Source organism: Methanolobus sp. ZRKC4 (genome assembly GCF_045291305.1).
Lineage (GTDB): Archaea > Halobacteriota > Methanosarcinia > Methanosarcinales > Methanosarcinaceae > Methanolobus.
On sequence record NZ_CP146983.1, the window covers coordinates 348,188 to 367,472 of the forward strand.

The 19,285-nt window shown below is 39.6% G+C and carries 17 protein-coding genes and 1 pseudogene; 10 read left to right on the top strand and 8 right to left on the bottom strand.

Going from position 1 to position 19,285, the window contains the following annotated elements:
- Nucleotides 1–485: 485 nt before the first annotated feature.
- From V7O67_RS01760 to V7O67_RS01775, 4 genes are all read left to right on the top strand, one after another.
- The gene (locus V7O67_RS01760; protein ID WP_406670662.1) at nucleotides 486–1,394 is read left to right on the top strand and encodes a CAP domain-containing protein; all 909 of its coding nucleotides are present in this window, start codon (nucleotides 486–488) and stop codon (nucleotides 1,392–1,394) included.
- A 324-nt stretch (nucleotides 1,395–1,718) separates the two neighbouring features.
- Nucleotides 1,719–3,167 (top strand): IS66 family transposase, encoded by a 1,449-nt coding sequence (tnpC, locus tag V7O67_RS01765; protein ID WP_406671409.1) that lies wholly within the window; start codon nucleotides 1,719–1,721, stop codon nucleotides 3,165–3,167.
- Between the two features lie 87 nt (nucleotides 3,168–3,254).
- The gene (locus V7O67_RS01770) at nucleotides 3,255–3,884 is read left to right on the top strand and encodes a 4Fe-4S binding protein (protein WP_342303741.1); all 630 of its coding nucleotides are present in this window, start codon (nucleotides 3,255–3,257) and stop codon (nucleotides 3,882–3,884) included.
- A 59-nt stretch (nucleotides 3,885–3,943) separates the two neighbouring features.
- The gene (locus tag V7O67_RS01775) at nucleotides 3,944–4,729 is read left to right on the top strand and encodes a ribonuclease HI family protein (RefSeq protein WP_342303740.1); all 786 of its coding nucleotides are present in this window, start codon (nucleotides 3,944–3,946) and stop codon (nucleotides 4,727–4,729) included.
- Between the two features lie 25 nt (nucleotides 4,730–4,754).
- Here V7O67_RS01775 and V7O67_RS01780 read toward each other — a convergent pair whose 3' ends face one another.
- From V7O67_RS01780 to epsC, 7 genes are all read right to left on the bottom strand, one after another.
- Nucleotides 4,755–6,263: an ATP-binding protein gene (locus V7O67_RS01780; RefSeq protein ID WP_406670663.1), complete on the bottom strand. Its 1,509-nt coding sequence runs from the start codon at nucleotides 6,261–6,263 to the stop codon at nucleotides 4,755–4,757.
- A gap of 383 nt (nucleotides 6,264–6,646) precedes the next feature.
- Entirely contained in the window at nucleotides 6,647–7,501 is an 855-nt protein-coding gene (locus V7O67_RS01785; protein WP_342303738.1) for an ion transporter, read from the bottom strand.
- A gap of 10 nt (nucleotides 7,502–7,511) precedes the next feature.
- Entirely contained in the window at nucleotides 7,512–8,600 is a 1,089-nt protein-coding gene (gene dinB, locus V7O67_RS01790; protein WP_342303737.1) for a DNA polymerase IV, read from the bottom strand.
- A gap of 54 nt (nucleotides 8,601–8,654) precedes the next feature.
- The gene (locus V7O67_RS01795; RefSeq protein ID WP_342303736.1) at nucleotides 8,655–9,713 is read right to left on the bottom strand and encodes a GNAT family N-acetyltransferase; all 1,059 of its coding nucleotides are present in this window, start codon (nucleotides 9,711–9,713) and stop codon (nucleotides 8,655–8,657) included.
- A 244-nt stretch (nucleotides 9,714–9,957) separates the two neighbouring features.
- Entirely contained in the window at nucleotides 9,958–10,887 is a 930-nt protein-coding gene (cysK, locus tag V7O67_RS01800; protein ID WP_342306438.1) for a cysteine synthase A, read from the bottom strand.
- Nucleotides 10,888–11,072: 185 nt separating this feature from the next.
- Entirely contained in the window at nucleotides 11,073–12,017 is a 945-nt protein-coding gene (locus V7O67_RS01805) for an IS5 family transposase (RefSeq protein ID WP_342303665.1), read from the bottom strand.
- Between the two features lie 92 nt (nucleotides 12,018–12,109).
- Nucleotides 12,110–13,075 (bottom strand): serine O-acetyltransferase EpsC, encoded by a 966-nt coding sequence (gene epsC, locus V7O67_RS01810; RefSeq protein WP_342303735.1) that lies wholly within the window; start codon nucleotides 13,073–13,075, stop codon nucleotides 12,110–12,112.
- Nucleotides 13,076–13,375: 300 nt separating this feature from the next.
- Between epsC and V7O67_RS01815 the strand changes: the two genes are divergently transcribed.
- The gene (locus tag V7O67_RS01815; RefSeq protein ID WP_406670664.1) at nucleotides 13,376–14,530 is read left to right on the top strand and encodes a Vms1/Ankzf1 family peptidyl-tRNA hydrolase; all 1,155 of its coding nucleotides are present in this window, start codon (nucleotides 13,376–13,378) and stop codon (nucleotides 14,528–14,530) included.
- 39 nt (nucleotides 14,531–14,569) lie between these two features.
- Here the strand turns inward: V7O67_RS01815 and V7O67_RS01820 are convergent, their stop codons facing one another.
- Complete coding sequence (locus V7O67_RS01820; RefSeq protein WP_406656015.1) at nucleotides 14,570–15,271, bottom strand: class I SAM-dependent methyltransferase; 702 nt, start codon at nucleotides 15,269–15,271, stop codon at nucleotides 14,570–14,572.
- Between the two features lie 168 nt (nucleotides 15,272–15,439).
- Here V7O67_RS01820 and V7O67_RS01825 point away from each other — a divergent pair, with 168 nt between their 5' ends.
- The 5 genes and pseudogenes from V7O67_RS01825 to V7O67_RS01845 all read left to right on the top strand — a co-directional run bounded on the left by V7O67_RS01825 (nucleotide 15,440) and on the right by V7O67_RS01845 (nucleotide 19,271).
- A complete protein-coding gene (locus V7O67_RS01825) occupies nucleotides 15,440–16,645 on the top strand; it encodes an aldo/keto reductase (RefSeq protein WP_406670665.1) in 1,206 nt (401 codons plus the stop codon).
- Nucleotides 16,646–16,999: 354 nt separating this feature from the next.
- Nucleotides 17,000–17,539 carry a hypothetical protein gene (locus V7O67_RS01830; RefSeq protein ID WP_342303731.1) on the top strand — a complete coding sequence of 180 codons (540 nt, stop codon included), beginning with the start codon at nucleotides 17,000–17,002 and terminating at the stop codon, nucleotides 17,537–17,539.
- 44 nt (nucleotides 17,540–17,583) lie between these two features.
- Nucleotides 17,584–18,605, top strand: a pseudogene (locus V7O67_RS01835) (IS630 family transposase).
- Between the two features lie 17 nt (nucleotides 18,606–18,622).
- Nucleotides 18,623–18,862, top strand: a complete 240-nt coding sequence (locus tag V7O67_RS01840) for a transcriptional regulator FilR1 domain-containing protein (RefSeq protein WP_342303730.1) — start codon at nucleotides 18,623–18,625, stop codon at nucleotides 18,860–18,862.
- A gap of 100 nt (nucleotides 18,863–18,962) precedes the next feature.
- On the top strand, nucleotides 18,963–19,271 hold the full coding sequence (locus V7O67_RS01845; RefSeq protein WP_342303729.1) for a GNAT family N-acetyltransferase: 309 nt from the start codon (nucleotides 18,963–18,965) through the stop codon (nucleotides 19,269–19,271).
- The last annotated feature ends 14 nt before the right edge of the window (nucleotides 19,272–19,285 follow it).

The window sequence follows — 19,285 nt, forward strand, 5'->3', positions numbered from 1 at the left end:
GCTATGATATCCTGTATTTTTATGCACCATGCTTTACTCCCTCTCCACTTCAGGTTCAGATGCCCAGTTTCTTACGATTGTTCCCGATATGTTCGAGCATAAGTTCCACTTCCTTTGCAGCACCGTTTTCCACATTCATAACTCCGCATGTACATTATTCGCACTGAATCATGATATGATATTCTGTCATTTTCCTCATGGGCTTTCCCTTGTTTTAAATTGTAGCCTAAACCCAATATATAGGTGGGTGAACAGAGAACAAAAACTCTTTAGGAAAGTACTTTTGAAGATTGTATAAACGTTTTACATTTATTGTTTTATTTGTTCAATAAAGTTATCAATTACAATTTATTATATAAGAATGTATATAAAATATTGAATACCTCTGCCCTTAAGGAACACTCCCGCAAAACGTTCCTATGAGGGATCTTACCATGAATAAAACGTATTATTTGCCAGGATATTTTTTTGTATTTATCTTTCTGTTGACCTTTTTCACAAGCGTTGTCTACGCAGAAGAGACTTATGTACTGGAGGAACAACAGATGCTGGATCTGATCAACGACGAAAGGCTGAGTTATGGACTTGAGTCATTAACTCTGAATCCTGTTCTTACCCAGGTTGCAAGAGATCATAGTAAAGAGATGATAGAAAATGATTACTTCTCTCACGATTCATTTGATGGTACTCTTTTCTCGGAAAGGCTAAGTGATGCAGGCTATTCGCTCTACCGTGTTGGTGAGAACATTGCTATGAAATATCCTCCTGATGTTGTAAAGGCTCACGAAAATTTGATGAACTCAGCTGGGCACAGGGCAAATATCCTGAGTTCCAATTATAACGAGATGGGCATTGGAATATGGGTTGGAGAATATTCTTCATATTCGAACACTGCCATGTATACTCAGGACTTTGGATGGAATCCGAATGTGGTAGCTCTCTTTTCTATAAGTTCTTCCCAACCTGCTTCAAATAGCATATTCTCAAATGGCGCTGAACAGATTTTTAGCATACAGACAAACGATGTATGTGATGTAAGCTGGTCTGTGGCTGGTACCGTTGTTAAAACTGATGAAGATGTAACACAATCTTACTACAATACACAATCACTTTCAGAGGGTATATATGATATTGAAGCAACTGTTGTGGCTGCTAAAGGAAGTGATTCTGTTAGCTGGCTGTTAGAAGTGATACCGGAAGTGTTGCCTCCAGAATCTATAAAAGGGGACTTTGATGGAGACAATGATGTTGATTTTGATGATTTCGTGGAATTAGCCGAAGTATATAATTCAAGTTCAGGTGATGTAAGATACTCTTCAATATTCGATTTTGACGAAGACAATGATGTCGATTTTGATGATTTTGTGGAGTTTGCAGCTGTGTACAACAAGTGAATTTAGAGATTTGAAACATCACCAATAAACAAAATATAGAACATATAAATTGAGGATTATGTGCGGTGACATTATCCTCACTTTTTATCAACAGGCAATGTATACTAATCCAGTTTGAAAACTAATTTTTACTCATTAAAGCTAATGGAGTTATTTTTACTTTTTTTATTCTTTGAAACCAACAACCATTAATAAAAACAAGGTAACTATTCAGCCTAACTGTTTTAATGATGCAAAAAACAATATACTATGGCTTCATTCTATGTGTTAAAAAATATTCAGTAAAATATCATAAAAAACGTCTATCAATCTGAGGGGATTTGTATAGACCGCGAAGAAATACTTGCAGTTTATGAAGCTGGTCCAGAAGCAGTAGTAGAACTTGTAACTCGATTACTTGGGATAATTGAACATCAATCTCTCCAAATTGCACAACTTGAAGAGCGTGTCAGGCATTTGGAAGAAATGCTTGAAAAGAATAGTCGCAACAGTAGCAAACCACCTTCTACTGATTCTTATGCACGGAATAAACCAACCGTTAAAAGTCAAAGAAAAAAGACCAATAAGCATGTAGGTGGTCAAAACGGTCATCCTGGTACTACATTAAGAATAAATGATGATCCGGATGAAGTTATTGTTCATCCTGTTAATCAATGCGTCAATTGTGGGAGATCGTTAGCTTCTGTTCCCTCTGACTATGAAAGAAGACAGGTCTTTGACATTCCTCCTATAACTATCAATTGCATTGAACATCGTTGCGAGATTAAAACATGTCCCAAATGTTCTCATGTAAACAAAGCTCTTTTTCCAGATGGTGTAACTCAGCCGACTCAATACGGTCATCGAGTTAAGTCATTTGCAGTTTATTTGCACACTTACCAATTACTTCCTTATCAGCGTGTTACCAAGTTGTTCTCTGATATTTTGGGATGCAAGATAAGTCCTGCTACTTTGGTGAACACGGAACGTAGTTGTTTTGAGAAGCTTGGAGCTTTTGAAAATACAGTGAAACATCTCCTGAAAGAATCTCCTGTCATCAATCTGGATGAAACAGGAATGAGAATAAATGCAGTTCGTAATTGGCTTCATGTGGCAGGTACAGACAAACTGACCTATTATTTTGCACATCGCAAAAGGGGCTCAGAAGCAATGGATGCTATGGGCATATTACCAGGTTACACTGGTGTTGCAACACATGATTTTTGGAAACCGTACAACAAATATGAATGTCAACATTCATTATGTAATGCACATTTATTACGAGAGTTAACTGGAGCTTCCGAAAACAGGGATCAACAGTGGCCAAAGATAATGAGTGATCTCTTGATATGCATTAAACATCATGTTGATAATGATCTTTTAGATACTGAGCTAATTCAAAGGTTCAGTGAGGATTATGATCACATAACTTGTTTAGGAGTGAATGAAAATCCTCCTGATCCGGAATCAAATGTGCGGTCTAAAAAACGAGGACGTAAGAAGCAGACCACGGTAAAGAATTTGCTGGATAGGTTTATTGGCCATAAAGAGGATATCTTGCGATTTATGTACGACCAAAACGTTCCGTTTGATAACAATCAGGCTGAAAGAGATATCAGAATGACGAAAGTACAGCAGAAGATATCAGGTACTTTCCGCAGTAAACAGGGTGCAAAAAATTTCTGCCGTATAAGAGGATACGTGTCTACTGTTAATAAGAATTCTGAATCTGTTATCGATGCAATTAGTGCAATATTTTATGGCAATTCATTTGTTCCAAAGTTGCAGAATTGATCGTGGATGAAGAAATCAGCTTGGTGGAAGTGAGCTAGGCTGAATAGTTACAAAACAAGAATATAAAAATATCTATAAGGTGAAATTATGTTAAAGATAACACCATATATGGGACCGCTTGTCATAATCGTTTCAATTGCAGGATTATGGTTCCCGATACTTGGTTATTTTATGCTGTTGGTGTTTGCCGCTATTTTTCTGATAGCACCATTCAGAGGACGCTGGTTCTGCGGGAATCTATGCCCCAGAGGAAGTTTCATGGACTTCTGGGTCGGTCGGGTATCTGAGAAGAAAAAGATACCAAAGGTGCTCAAAAGTTACTGGATAAGAGTTCCTCTTTTCCTGTTGATGATGGTCTTTATGAGTTACAGGCTAATGAATACTCACGGACTTGTGAACCAGATAGGTATGGTTCTGGTTGTTATGTGCCTGACAACATCATCCATTGCAATTATACTGGGAGTAACGATTGCTCCAAGAACCTGGTGTACTTTTTGTCCAATGGGAACTTTGCAGAGCATTGTCGGAGTGAATAAATACCCGTTACAGGTTGATATTGATAAATGCATAAAATGTTACAAATGCGAAAAAGTGTGCCCTATGCATCTGAATATAGTAGAGATAACGCACAATCCAGACTGCATCAAATGCGGAAGATGTATTGATATATGTCCGAAGGATGCACTGAGCTTTAAAAAAACAACCAGAAGCTCATAAGTTCTTTTTTGTCTCTTCACCTAAAGATACAAAAGCAATGACCCACTTTTAAATGTAACATGGACACGATGAACTTTGATGGCTCCTGCGATCCAAATCCGGGAGGAATAATGGGATTTGGCTGGGTAATCAACTGGAGCAGTGGGAAAGCTCCAACAGAAGGAAGCAAGGAAAAAAAACCGACTCCCAGCAATACCAATAATGTTGCTGAATATACCGCACTTAAAGAAGGAATACTTAATTATCTGAATCTTGGAGGAAAAGGTCCTCTCCAGGTTTACGGGGATAGCAAGCTTGTGATAAGCCAGATGTCAGGTAAATGGAAGGTTAAGAACCAGAACCTTGGAGTGATAAAAGAGGAAACAGCCTCCATAATCAAAAAACATGATCTGAAGGTTAAATTCGACTGGGTCCCGAGGGAACAGAACAGCACGGCTGACAGACTGGCAATGCCAACATCCTCATCAAAGAATTCATCTAAGACCTCATCAAAATCTTCATCCGTTAAACCGGCAGACAGGAAGTTCATTGCGAATGTTAATTCAATATCTGTTTCTCCTCAGTTAAAACTGGGAATAAATGAATTGAATACCAGTCCATCCCCCGGTTTTAAATCATTCGCCCAACTGAAAACAGGTGGTATGGATTCTTTTTCCAGAAAAAGACTTGCTGAGCTGCAGAAAGAAGCCGGGGAAAAAGTGTCATCCATCGTCCAGAAAGAGTTTCCAAAAAATCTCACTCATCAGGCTTCTGCATTGAGATGGATGCTGCGGGGACTGGCAACAGACCTTGCTGTCAGGAAGGTCCAGGTGGATGTTGAGATCAGTAAAAAGAAAAAGAGATAGCTGTCTCCTTTTTACTTAGTTCGGTTCACAATGCTTTTTTCAGATTGACCCAGAAGATACTTCCGCTGCCGAGCGGATTGTCATCGACCCCGACATTTCCCTTATGAAGGTCAACGATTCTTTTTACGATAGCAAGTCCAAGGCCACTTCCTTTAACGCTGCCTTTATCTGCCTGCTTGAATCGCTCGAATATCCTCGGCTTATCTTCGTTACTGATACCGGGACCAAAATCAGTGATCTGAATTCTGCATTCGTCCCCTATATCTGAGATATCAATTGTTATTTTTCCTTTTGGAGGGCTGAATTTAATGGCATTGGAAAGCAGATTCAGGAATACTTCTTCTATCAGAGGATTGATAAGTGAAGGGCATTCTCTTGCAGATTTAAAATCAAGTTCAATATCCATTTTATTCATTTCAGGGCCAAAGTTCCTGATAACTTTCTCCAGAATGGGTACGATATCCTGTTCTTCAAATCTGATATCATCCACAGATTCCAGTTTAATGAACTTTGCAGCCGATTTCATCATCTCAATTAGTTTCTCATTGTTCTTGTGGACCTTATTGAGTAGTTTCTTTTTGCCCGAATCATCCTCAAGGATGATTAGTTCCTCAGTGAATCCACGAATGATGTTGGCAGGATTGAGAAGGTCATGGGTGAGAATATCAGTGAACAATACTTTGAGATAATTTGCATCTTCAAGCTCTTTTGCATACTCCTTGAGGTTCTCTTCAGTCTCCTTTCTGCTCAGGGACTCGGCAAGCACGTTGGCTACGGACTGGACAAAATGTATATCGTCTTCTGTGAACATTCGTTTCTGGGTCGTATGGACATTCATAGTTCCGAAAGGCTTGTCTTTGCAACCAATGAGCACATCCATACCGCTTACCATACCATGATCTTTCAATAAGGATAAACCACTGAATTTTTTCTGTGTCTTGTTCTCATGAACTATAGCTCTTTCACCTGAATAGAGAGTGTAGCAAAAGATTATATTTTTCCCATCATTCTCTGTTTCAGAATCACTGTGGCATTCTTCTCCCCAGCCGACACCTGCAATCATGACAGAATTGGAATCCTCGTGTTTCATTATCCTGCAATATTCCACATCCAGTGTCTGTGCTACAAGTATGACAGATTCCAGCATCAGAGTATCAAGGTCTGCCCCGGCAAGTCCGTCCTGTCCAAGTTTAGCTACAGCAGCCTGTTGTTTTTCCCTCATCTGAAGGACTCTTTCTACAGATTTACGCTCACTGATATCCTTTGAATGTCGCACGACCATTGTGACATTGCCATAATCATCAAAAACAGGGGATAGTTCAACAAGCTTCGTTTTATTATCCAGAGGGTCCTCAATTTCAAATCTCTTGCATTTGCCGGTGGTAAAGACCTCAAGCAAATGGCATGGCTCACATGGGGTGCTGCGCTTCATAAGGCAGTTATAACAGTAAGGATGCCCCTGTTTTTCATTTGCAGGTATTGAGTCACAATCCTTCCAGTTGCTTGTTACGATTTTCAGGTCACGGTCTATCACGACTATGAGGTCTTGTATTGATGCAAAGGCCTTTTTCAGAAGCTTGAGCTGTTGATTCTTTAGCTCATCGTTTTTTGGTTCGCAGATTGAAATATAGATTCCCCGTTCATTGAAAGTAACAAGATTATTCTGTAAACTGCTTATGCCAATAGTATAATTTTATAGCATTCATTTACAAGTGAAAGGTGTCTTGGATTCTCATATTTATATGTATCCGGCATGACTGGATATCATAATGAGGATGATGTTGATATATGCTTATATTTTCCGAACTGCTCTGTAAAAATAAATCTAAAATCTATATGAAGAGGTCTGATAAAAAAATAAGAAATTATTATATTCAATATCATATATTTAATGAACAGCAATATTTGATATAATATTCATAATTTTATTCCACAATGTTTGCAGAATCGGGCATCTACATCATTATTCTGATTACCACAATTATTGCAGATAATTTTAGGTCTTGCCCTATCCCGTGCATCAATAGAGGCCAGGCTCATCTCAGCTGTTACAATACCGGTGGGAACAGCAATAATACTGTAACCCATTATCATAACAACAGAAGCCAGAGCTCTTCCAAGTGATGTCTGTGGCACAAGGTCACCAAAACCTACAGTTGTCAGGGTTACAATAGCCCAGTATATGCTCATTGGTATACTTGTGAATCCGTTTTCCTCTCCTTCGATCAGGTACATGAGTGATCCCAGGACAATGACAAGCGTTAGCACTGTAAAAAGAAAAACAGTTATCTTCCGGCTGCTGGCCTTCAAAGCATCGATTAGTAATTCAGCTTCATTAAGGTACTTAACCAGCTTGAGAATACGAAATATCCTTAAAACCCTGAGTATCCTTATAACCAGCAGAAACTGGCTTCCTGGAAGGAACAGGCTCAGATAGGTCGGGACTATTGCCAGCAGATCAACTATTCCAAAAAGACTTGTTGAATATTGGATCTTGCTTTTAACGGATATAAGGCGAAGAATGTATTCAATCGTAAAAAGTATTGTGAAAAACCATTCTATATTATAGAGCAATTCTTCGTTTCCAATCCGAAAGGACCTGACGCTGTCCAGCATAACTGCAAGGACACTCAACAGGATGCTTACTATAAGCAAGAGATCGAAATATTTTCCTATAGGTTTATCTGCCTCAAATATGACATCATAGAGCCGGCTTCTCCAGTTATTGTCATCGGGTCTGTTGCTAGAATATATATTCTCATATGCAGCCATTATCTTTACCTCAAAAATCAAACAGGCTCTTTTGACCGGTGTTTTGCTGCAGGCTATCTACTCTGACACCTATACGTCTGAAATTCATCTCACTTTCCTCAAGGAACTGGTTCATCAGTTCCTTTGCATTCTCATTGAGAATAGCCCTGTCATTTACAACATGGTTTAATGTGCGGCTTTTTGTTGAAGTTTTGAAGTTAGAGAATATAACTGTTACTGTTACAGAACGAAAAGACACTTTTCTTACATTAACTTTGTTTATGACATCATCCATGAGTTCGTCCAGCAATGAAAATATCATATTCTCATTTCTGCTGTCATGTTTAAGTGATGCCATCCTGCCTATCTGGTCACTTGTTGTCTTTTCTTTTACAGGAGTTTCATCAATGCCGGTTGCTGCTTGCTTGAGCCAAATACCTTTTTTCTTCCCAAAAACAGAAATCAGTTCCATGGCATCATAGGCAGCAAGTTCTTCAATGGTCCTGATACCTATTTCAGCTAATTTATCTTCAGTGACCTTTCCGATTCCCCATAATTTCTTCACAGGCATGGGTTTAAGGAATTCCTGTGCATCTTCTGGTTTGACAATGGTGATTCCATCAGGTTTCTGGAAAGACGATGTCATCTTGGCGATAAGCTTGTTTGGACCTATTCCCACAGAACATGTTATTCTTTCCTGTGACTTTACTTCCTCTTTAATTCTCAGGCCAATTTCCTTTGCAAATTCATAATTGCCTTTACAGGATTCAGTAATATCAAGGAAAGCCTCATCAATGCTGATCTTCTCGAAGGCTTCTTCGCTGTCGGAATTGGCTTTCAATATTTCCATTACATTTGCAGAAACTTCCTCGTAGAACAGCTTGCGCACCGGCAGGAAAACGGCATCAGGTTTTTTGGATTTTGCCAGTTTGCAGGGCATAGCCGAGCGTATACCAGCTTCCCTGGCAACATAGTTAGATGTGCTTACAGCTCCACCCGATTCCCCTCTGTTCGAATACATGCAGACTACAACGGCCTTTCCTTTAAGGGAAGGGTCTTCCCTCTCTTCTATAGCAGCGTAGAAGTAGTCCATATCCACATGGATTATCACACGTTCCATTAGTAGGTAAGAAGGTTCGGGTGCTTTTTATTGTTAACTGACACTTTTATTTTCTCAGAGTATCGGGTCCCTGCAATCCACATAGATGCTGCTGAAATCTGGCAGTCTTCCTGAGATTGGTTTTGCGTAGAGGTACATTGTCTCAGAAAGTGGTTTGAATTTCTTCATAACTTCAAGTATCGGGTCATCAGGGTCTATATAGGTTCCGAAGAATTCGCATTTGGTGTCGAACATGAGGTTATTGCAGTAATTAAGTATCTCTTCCATTGCAAGTGCATGTTCGGGCTTAAATGCGTGGTCTACTATGGAATGGAATTTGAAGAACTCTCCTTCAGGTGGTATTCTTGGCATACTGACGAAATGCCTGAGTATTCCGTAGGCATTTGCCATGATCTTCCATACCATTGGTTCTTTCGTATATGCCATTTCCATGAGAACCGAAGAATCCCAGAAGCCGGCACAGGCCACTATATTACCTTTCCACTTTGCCACAATGAAATTTTCAAGTCCGTATCCAAGTATACGATTTGCGTATGTCCTGAAACCTGGAGCAGTAAATGAAGAAAACTGAGTCTTTCCATTGTAATAACTATTAATAAGTCTTACAGCTTCGGGCAGGTCCTTCCCGTCTACTCTTGAAAGTTCATACTCTCTTTCTGCATGTTCTTTCTTATATGCGGACATTGCAACGATTCTGACATCCTTTTCCTGAATGTATCCCAGCTTTTCAAAAAGCTTCATTGAAGGTTCATTTGGTTCGTATACATAGCTGTAGATATATGAAGCCTTAGCTTCGTGCGCAGCTTTCTCTGCTTCTCTCAGGAGTTTGACCGCTATTCCCTGCCTCCGATAATCCGGATGAACCATTACTTCAGCTACATAAACATATTTTTGTTTGGAACCCTGTTTTACAGTCCAGCCTATCCAGCCTGCAGTTTTCTCGTTTTCTTCTGCAACACGAATTTCCCAGTTATCGTAAAGCTCATACCTTGCGGTTATGTCTGGTCCTTTGTCAACCATCATTGCACATTCTTCATTTCCCTGAGGACACATTCTTTCAATATTCAGCAGGGTTTTGTTGTCTTCTTCTTTAAAAGCCCTGATATTTACCATTTGATCACCCCAAACCATCTTGTTTATGTGTTGATTTTCCGATACAAAAACACCGTAAAAGCAAAGCTGCAACTCAATGTCACAAGTTCTCCGTGTTTAAATACTCCCAAATAAATCTTGAAGTTGATTGGATATATAAGTTTTGGATATAAATTAATCAAAAACAATAAAAATAGTAAAAGGCAGCTGGTGAATTATTCACAATAGTGTCTGCCTTCCTGAGCATTTCTATTCTTAGGAGTGCTTAATTTTCAAACTCAGCGAGTGCTGTACTGAGGTATCTCTCACCGGTATCAGGTAATATTACAACTATCATTTTTTCGGCATTCTCTGCTCTTCTTGCCACCTGTAAAGTCGCATGTAGAGCCGCTCCACATGAAATTCCTGCAAGTATTCCTTCCATTTTCGCAAGCTGCCTTGCAGTTTCGAAAGCATCGTCATTGCTGACACTGACAACCTCATCAATCATCTCCATATTCAGTACATCAGGAATAAAGCCGGCACCGATTCCCTGTATTTTATGAGGACCAGGCTTTCCTCCAGAAAGAACAGCTGAATCTTCCGGTTCAACTGCTATTGCCTTAAAAGATGGTTTCCGGGACTTGATAACTTCTGAGATTCCGGTAATTGTTCCTCCTGTACCGACGCCTGCCACGAGATAATCTATTTTTCCATCTGTATCATTCCATATTTCCTCTGCCGTTGTTCGGCGGTGAATATCAGGATTTGCAGGGTTCATGAACTGGTGAGGGACAAAAGAGTTTGCAGTTTTCTTTGCCATTTCATTGGCTTCTTCTATGGCACCTTTCATGCCTTTGCTACCAGGTGTGAGCACTATCTCAGCACCTAGCAATCTCAGTATTTTCCTTCTTTCGATACTCATTGTGTCAGGCATGGTCAGAATGAGACGGTAGCCTTTTGCTGCACAGACGAATGCAAGACCAATACCCGTATTTCCCGAAGTTGGTTCAATAATGACCGTATCTTTATTGAGACACTCATCTTTTTCTGCAGTCTCTATCATGTTCAGGGCAATACGGTCCTTAACAGAACTTAAAGGGTTGAAAGATTCTACTTTTGCAATCACAGTTGCATAACATCCCTCAGTTATTCTGTTCAAGCGCACAAGTGGTGTATTCCCAACGGTTTTAGTAATGTCTTCGTAGATTTGGATTTTCCCAACTCCTTATATTAGTCAGCTCTTGATGTTCCAAAATATTATGAAAATACCTTGGAGGATTTCGATATTCCCTCATTTTAGATCATTAAAGTATTCAAACTCAATTATATCCTCTCATTTTTTATCATTTTGTTTATTTCTCTTCATTAATCCTTATTTTTAGTATAGCTCCCGCTATCCTAAATTACTCCTTTGGTTTTTAGTGTCCTCAATTGATGCAGATTAAAACAAAAAGCTGTCATCAACATTTTTGCATTCACTCTTTCTACAGTTGTAACAAGAACCTTTCTGGTTTTAAATATTTCTTTTGTCACTGCATACACTCTTTCGCAAGGGACTCTTTTCACACTTATTCTTTCATTTCTGAGGATATCCATTATTCCTAAAGGATGTCCTCTTACAGCTCGTTGCATTGTTGCTGCAAAACCTTTTGCTATTGCTCCAAAATATCCTTTATCTCTATACACCACTTCACCCTTTTCAGACAGATCAACCTGTGAATCGTGAAGTGATGCAGTTGTTGTCTCAAATCTTCTGATTAGTTCATAATCCTTATCAATAATTGTATGAAGTTTGTATCCAAAGTGAGATTTACCATTTTTCTTAGTCCAGGTTCCATCTTTGCTTCTTCTTGTTTTCGCATCTTTTCCTCTGAGTACATCTGCTTTTGCATGTCCTGGATCTGAGTGAATAAAAGTTGCATCCTGGATCATTCCTTTTTTAATCTTCAAACCAAGAGCATCAAGCTGATTCTGCATTTCATCCCACACCGCTTTTTCTTTACCATTGTCGATAATTCTCTTCCTGAATGACCAGACAGTTGTACTGTCTGGTACATATTCAGGAAATCCCAGGAATTTCCTAAAGGATATCCTGTCAATACACTGCTTTTCAAGCTCAGCATCAGAAAGACCATGCCATTGTTGCAGAACAAGCATCTTGAACATTACAATAACATCAGCTTCAGGCCGTCCGCCTGAAGCTGTTCTGTTTATGTACATTGACTCCAGAATAGGGCGAAAAGGCTTCCAATCTACTAAATATTCAATTTCAGCAAGCTTATCTCCGACAGATTGGAGACGCTTATATTCTTCATTTAAGGCAAAATCAGTAAAAGAATCCATAATAGTAAATTTGCTTTGCTATTATTTATATTTTATTAAATTGTATGGGTATTGATGGTAGTTTATCGAAATCCTCCTTGGAATTTATGTCCTCACTTTTTTTCCTTAATAATGAGCCTTGGTTCCTCAATGACAACCTTCGTATCCGGTGGAACGGATCTGGTTAGCCACACACTACCACCGATAACCGAACGAGCTCCGATTGTAGTTTCTCCGCCAAGGATAGTTGCATTTGAATAGATGACAACATCATTTTCTATGGTAGGGTGTCTCTTTTCTCCACGAATGAGCTCACCGGTTTCATCTTTTGGAAAACTAAGGGAACCAAGGGTAACACCCTGATAGATACGGACATTGTTTCCAATTTCACAGGTCTCGCCTATGACGACACCGGTTCCATGGTCGATGAAGAATCCATTTCCTATCCTGGCTCCAGGGTGAATATCAATTCCAACGATACTGTGAGCATATTCTGTCATTATTCGCGGAACTATGGTAATTCCCTGTTTGTGTAGTTCATGGGCTGACCTGTAAACCGTCATGGCAAGTAGGCCGGGGTAACTGAAAATAATCTCATCATAATTTTTAGCTGCAGGGTCTCCTTCGTATGCGGCGATAATATCCGCTGCCAGCATGGATCTTATTTCAGGAATCTTTTTCAGGAACTTCAATGTTTCCTCATGTCCGCGGTCAATACATTCGGTGCACTCTTCTTCAAAACGATTACATTCGTGTATGATGCTGTTGGTTATTTGTTTTGAGAGTTTGCTAAAGAGTTCGGTAATCTCGTTCCCGATGTGATATGAAAGTGTGTTCCTGTCAACGGTCTGGTCCCCAAAATAACCAGGAAAGAGAATGTCCTTTATCAGATCAATTATTTCTATAAGCGATTCTTTTGATGGTATTACTGCAGCATCAAGATGGTCAAAGCACCCCTTTTCAGAGCAACTGTTTATGACCATGTCCACAATTCCAGGAATTTCTGACCGGTATTCATTATCGATCATAGAATCCAGTATCACGCATCTTTGCTTTTGCGCTGGTGATTTTTTATCCATAGTTAACCCCCACCTGTTTTTGATTAGTTTGAATTGTTAACAGTGTGAATGCAGATTATGCTTTGAAGAATCGAAGCAGTATGTATTACTCATTTTCCGGCAACATGTCTGTCGGAAATTAATTAATAGTCTACTTTCAGCACTCCCGTATAATGATTGAAAACAATGAGATTTAAAAGCTTTGAAGTTACAGAAATACCACTCTAAAATTGAGAGTCTGGAATCTAGGACGGGAACATCTTTCATCTGCTTCTTAGTGAACTTAAACAACTTTAAATACCAGGCAACGTTAAATCTTTTATGAAACCTTCCGGAAGTCTGCTGAAGATCATAAGTGAAGACCTGATGCCTGTAACTGAAATTGATATAAGGGCACTGGCTGAGATATATGCTGAGGAGAATGTTTACCTTTCAGTTTATCTGCCTGTGAGCAGGGAAAATGAGCATGTGAACAGGGTATTTGTGAATTCCAGGGTTGGGGCGATAAAGAAAGTTTTGCCTGCGGATCTTCGACCGGAGTTCGAGAAGACATTTGACATGGCAGAAGAGCTACTTTTTGAACCTGCGGTTTCAGGTGAGAGGGGAAGGATAATTTTTGCATCTGCACCCGATTCTTTCCTGCATGTTTATAGATTGGCTGTGGAGCCGGAAAAGTCTCTGGTTCTTGATACGTCTCCATTTTTACTGCCTCTGGCAAGACTGAGGGCAGATTATGAAGACTACGGCATGCTCCTTGTGGATTCAAGGGAAGCCAGATTTGTTTGCATACGTTCGGATATTGCAGAAGAGAAAAAGCACCTGTCTACAGACCTTATGAAAAAGCACAAGAAGGGAGGATGGAGCCAGATGCGTTTCAACCATTTGAGAAAGGAGGCGATCAAATCATTTTTCTCAGAGGTGGTAGAGAATGTTCAGGGTACATGTGATGAGTTGCAGACAAGGGGACTGGTAATTGCCGGACCTGGTGAGGCAAAGCAGGAACTTATGGACTTGCTCTCGCAGGATGTCCGGCAGAGCGTACTGGGTGTTATTGACGTAGCAATGGATATTTCCCGCGATGAACTGGTAGAGGAAAGCGACTCTGTCCTGCATGAAAATGAACTTTCCACATCAAAGAAAAAAGCGGATGAGTTGAAAAACGCAATCTTAAAAGGTGGTCTGGCTGTAGCCGGTGTGGAAGACGTCCGGAATGCCCTGGAGCAGGCAAGGGTAAACGTACTCTTGATTGTTAAAGGCTCTTCAGTCCCGGGATGGATATGTGAGAGATGCCAGAACCTGCAGGCAAACACCCGGCCACCGGAACAATGCGACAGGTGTGGAGGACCGACATCATCTGTAAATATAGTGGAAGAACTCTATGAACTTGCCCAGCGCACGGGTGCAGAAGTGGAGTTCATTGAACAAAGGGATTTCCTTGATTCTGATGATGCGGTGGGTGCGCTGCTGAGATACTGAGAGATAATTATCTCTCAGTTTTTCAATGATTCTTTCTGATCATTTGATGCAGTAAAAACCAGCCTGCATGTAGGAGTACCAGAAGAGTTCCACTGTCCTGAATCCCGTTTCCCTTAACAGTTTCAGGTGTTCTTCAACATTTATGGGGAAATATTCGGCTCCAAAGCGCTTAAGGTGGGCTTCCACTTCATCCTCACTTCTTCCATGTACAGATTGGAATTCTCCCCAATATCTTTTCCCGACAGAGATCCCTTCCTCAGTGAGCGGACTGATGTTTTCAAAGGTGATGAAAATGCCGCCTTTTTTCAGCAGTTCATAGCACTTCTTCAAAGCTTTTGTACGATTCTCACGATCAAGGTAATGGTGGCACTGGATTGCAGTAATAGCATCCGGCTTTTTTTCGAGTTTTTGGGAGAACTCCTGGGTTGGTGAAGCTTTCAGAAATTCAACTCTTTTGTGATTGTATGAGGGGAATTTATCCTTTGCCAGCTCCAGCATTTTTTCTGATGGGTCGAGCATCAGAAATTTCGTGTCCGGGAATTGTTCAATTGCCTCTGAAATGAGTGAGCCTGTCCCGCAGCCCGTATCCATCCAGATCTTTGGGGTAGAAGGAAGTGACTTTACAAAGTTGATTGTTTCAAGATGGAAAGATGAGTAGTAGGGAAGGACAGATTTTATCTTGGTATCATAATCTTCGGGTAGATGAGGCGTTTTGTTTCCTGGAGGGTTTGCGGAAGACATGTAAAAAGCTGGACTATTTTCTACTTTATATATTCTTTGGAAGAACTTTTATATAATGTAGCAACCAAATGACTGATTAGTCAATTTCAGAAGTAGACTATGGAAGAACAAATGCTGAAAGAGTACAATTATAATTGCAATTAGTTATTGAATAAGAGGAGGAATTCAATGTTATACAGGAAAATGCCAAAAAACGGAGATGAACTTTCAATACTTGGCTTTGGTGCCATGCGCCTGCCGGTTAAGGAAGATCATAGTATCGATGAGGAAAAGGCTACGCAGATGGTCCGTTATGCAATTGATAATGGCGTGAACTATATCGATACTGCATGGCCCTACCATATGGGACAGAGTGAGCCTTTCCTTGGCCGTGCACTTGCAGACGGATACAGGGAAAAGGTGAAGATTGCTACGAAACAGCCCCAGTGGATGGTGAAAAAGCCTGAGGATATGGACAGGTTCCTGAATGCCCAGCTTGAGAAGCTGAATACCGATCATATCGACTATTACCTGATCCATAGTCTTGCCGGTGAGAGCTGGAAGACTATTCAGGACCTTGGTGTTATTGAGTTCCTTGACAGGGCGAAGGCTGACGGGCGAATCATTAATGCAGGTTTTTCATACCACGGTGCAAGTGAGGATTTCAGTGAGGTAGTTGATGGCTACGACTGGGATTTCTGCCAGATACAGTACAATTTCCTGGATGAGAATGTGCAGGCAGGAAAAAAAGGGCTTGAATATGCTGCATCTAAAGGGCTTGGTGTTGTGATAATGGAACCCCTGAGAGGTGGCAACTTGGTAAATCCTGTTCCTTCCCAGGTGATGGATATCTGGAATGAGGCAGATGTAAAACGCAGCCCTGTGGAATGGGCATTGCGCTGGATATGGAACCATCCTGAGGTTACAGTTATACTCTCCGGTATGAGTGAACCCTCCCAGGTTGAAGAGAACCTGAGGTTTGCAAAGGAAGGTTTGCCAAATTCGCTGACGGAAAAAGAGCTCGGGCTTGTGAGCAGGGTAGCTGAGAAGTACGGCGAACTTATGAAGATTGGTTGTACGGGATGCAGGTACTGTATGCCATGTCCTGAGGGTGTTGATATCCCTTCGTGTTTTGAAATGTACAATAACCTGCAAATGTTCGGCTCAGATGATATGCTGATGCTGATGTATGCTGCAAGACTGGGTGGTATCCTGGGAGGACCCGAGAAGAGTTTTGCTTCGCAGTGCATACAGTGTGGAAAATGCCTTGATGCATGTCCGCAGCATATTGCCATTCCTGACATGCTGGAGAAGGTTGCAGAGGAGTTCGAAGGTCCTGGTATGGAAGAGAGAAGGGGTTTTGTCAAGCAGTTGTTTGTTAACGATAGCTGTTAGATCGTTAGAATAATACAATGATTATAGATAGGGAAATTTGATAACGTAAAGAATGTTTTAAAAGATCAGCTGGGTTTCAGTTATAGTGAGGGAGGTGTTGAGAATGCTTTTCCTTGCACAACTGAAGTCTCATCTTGCGCTTGAATCTGTGTGCTGATACCGGCATTTACTCCTGTGCTGAAAAGGAGTTTTGTTAAGTTAGCAGGTAGAAGGTATGATATTTATTTACATTGAAATTTTATAAAATACAAATAACAAATTGATTAAATACTATAATTGGGTTTGTTAATTATACGGTTATTCTACATTTTTTTGTAGAGTGTTTCCTCTATCAACTAAAACGAGTTGTATTTTATGAAAAAGACATTACTTGATGTTCTGTTTGCTTCTGAAAAAAGAAAGAATGTGATTTTATTACTGAAAGATAGCCATCAGGAAATGAGTTTTCTGCTTGTTAATCTCAATACTTCAAGGCAGGCATTACTTCCGCAGATGAAGATCTTGAAAGAGCATAATCTTATTTATCAATCGGATGACAGTTACGGGTTGACAAGTATTGGAAAGTTGATAGTCAATGAAATGAAACCCTTTCTGGATACTATTGAAATGCTGGATGAAAGCAGTCGCTACTTCGCGCAACACAAACTAGATGCTATTCCAAAACATCTCCTGAGAAGGATAAATGATATCAGGGGTTTAACTCTTGTAGAACCCGGATATGTTAATTCAATTGAACTGAATGCAGATTATCTTACAGACTGCCTTGAATCTAAAGCTGTTTACTTTGTTTATACTTTTATGCATCCAGGAGCCCTATCTGTTTTGGATCAGCTGGTCAATAAAGGCATAGAGGTTTCGATGATCTTTTCCAAAGAACTTATCTCTAAATTATAGTTATTAACCAAACTATTAATACTAATTGAGTATAACAATACTGTATGGCTAAACCCGAACAAATTCCGATAAAGCATCATCTTTCATCAGAAGAATTGCTTAAACATATTAAGTCATTAGAGAAAGACACACGAGTTCTACAACGTTTATATTTTGTTAAACATCGTTATGAAGGAGCTTCTGTTAATGAAGCAGCTAAACTTGTAGGGATATCAAAACCCGTTGCATATCAATGGCAAGAGCGGTGGAATCAAGACGGATATGAAGGATTAAAGCCTAGGTTTTCAGGAGGATGTCCTTCCAAACTCACTGATGATCAAAAAGAAAAACTAAGGGACATGTTACATGAAAGAGATGATTGGTCTACAAAAGAAGTTCAGGAACTCATTTATAATGAATTTAAGGTTCAATACACCATTAAGCAAATACTAGTGATCTTGAAGAAGTTTGGCATGCATCATGCCAAACCATATGCGCATGATTATCGAAGACCACAAAATGCAGAAGATTGTTTAAAAAAAACTTACCGTTAATCGATGATGATTGCGTTATCGGATTTCTTGATGAATCATCTCCCCAAACAACATCAAATACGGTTCGTTTATGGTCTTTCAATAAACCTGCCATCTTCAAAAACACAACCAGGATAAAAGCAAACTCCTTCGGTTTTTATGCATTGAATGGTAATTCTGTTATTGATTTCAAAGAACATTCAACCAAGGAGGATGTATGTTCGTTTTTATCAGCTGTTAAAAACAATAACATGGGAGAGAGAATCGTAATTATTCTCGACAATTTTAGATCACATCGAGCAAAATATACAGTGGAATTTGCACAGGCAAATGATATTGAATTGGTCTATTTACCTCCATATTCACCCGACTTGAATCCAATCGAATTCATCTGGAAAAGTGTCAAAAGAATTATTTCTCGCAATTTTGTGAAAGATCTGGATCATATGAAAAATCTGATTGCTGAGGCGTTTATTGATTGTTCATCAAAGATTAGCTTCGCAAGAAAATGGATTGAGACATTTCTGGATGATAAGTTAAAAATGTTAAGTTAGTAACTATAATTGATGAAATGTATGATGAATCTAAATCTGCTCTTGGACTTGAAAATGTTAAGATATATACTTATGAAAAAGATGTAGAAATTTCATCACTCACGGTTTGTGACACTGGTTTTCTTTTAAGGCTACTTTCCAAAGATAATGAATTTAGTAATAAGCAGGTGACATGCTCCAGCCCAGAAGGGCGCAAGTGGGGTAAGGATCTTTATGATTATTACCTTAAAGATGCAAAGCTGATAACTGAAATATAATTTTTTATGTTTCTTTTTCTGGCAAAAAGAGTAATTTAATTAAAGTGGGATTAATTCTCTTTGATATTTGTTTATTTCTGGTGACAAATTTAGGTTGAATATGATTAATTACATAATCGAAGAAAAGCTTCCTTCAGTTGAAGAGTATAAAGAGCTACGAGAATCGGTTGACTGGTCTTTCCCGGAAGATAAATACATTTGCAAGAGTCTGAAAAATTCTAATTACTGCGTTTGTGCTATTGAAGATGGCAAGGTCATAGGCATGTCCCGTGTAGTAGGAGATTACAGTTTCATCTTTTTTGTTGCTGATGTCATCGTTCTGCCAAGATACCAGAATCAGGGAATTGGCACTGCACTTATGGAAAGAATAATGTTTTACTTGAAACCCAAGTTTGACAGTCAAAAGTAATAAATGTGTTCTTA